This window comes from Vibrio sp. 1249-1 (assembly GCF_033340495.1).
This window is the reverse complement of record NZ_JAWOWJ010000329.1, coordinates 1-834: the sequence shown is the minus strand read 5'-3', so window position 1 is coordinate 834 and position 834 is coordinate 1. Positions and strand designations below refer to the sequence as shown.

The following is an 834-nucleotide window of genomic DNA, read 5'->3' as shown; positions in this document are numbered from 1 at the left end:
TTCAGTACCATCTCTTCAGTAAATGAACCCGATTCATTCGTTAACACCACGTGGTAAGTAACACTCTCTCCCGGACGGTAGAACTCATCGTCAACGGTTTTTTCAAGTTTGACCGACTCCGGCATCGCCAGCAGTGTCGCTGTTGAATCTTGTGTTTCACCACGGAATGTGGCGCTAGCGGTATTCTCAATTTCGCCAGTAGCGTATTGGTTCACAAGACCTGTAATAACGAACTCCACTTCATCATTCGCAGCAATTGTTAGCGTTGAATCGATGTCTGAATTCACACCCGGCATGTTGGTGATCTCTGTTTCCGCATTCGCTTTATTCACCTCAATGCGCCAAGAGTCGAACGCTTTTACCGACGTACCATCAAGACGCACGACTTCAAGATTACTAATGGCGTCTTTTACAGCCACATCTGTCGCTGGGACTGTGCCTTCATTCTTCACTTTGACGCGGAACGTCGCTTCTGCACCCGGAACGTAATATTGGGTGTCTGCGGTTTTCTCAATCGAGATCCCCTGAGATTGAGGCTGAACAGTGGCACTTGAATGCTGCTGCGTACCGTTGAGATCCGCCGTTGCCGTGTTGGTGATATCACTCGCGGCTAACGGGTTAGTCTTCGCGGTGATCGTGAACTCCACAATGTCATGCGGTGCTATATCGATCATCGAACGGATATCCTGATTATCGATGGGCATCGGGGTAATGGTGGTGCGGCTGTCGCTGTTCGTCGTTTCAATCGTCCAACTCTCGAAAGCACGCTCACTCACGCCATAGATGTTGGTGGCTTTAATGCCCGACAAAATATCTTCTAACGCGATGTCGTTA

The 834-nt window shown here is 49.2% G+C and carries 1 protein-coding gene; it reads right to left on the bottom strand.

The genetic code is table 11. From position 1 onward, the window contains the following. Positions 1–834 (bottom strand): hypothetical protein (locus R7Z50_RS26165; protein WP_318149566.1); only part of this gene is annotated, 834 nt, incomplete at both ends.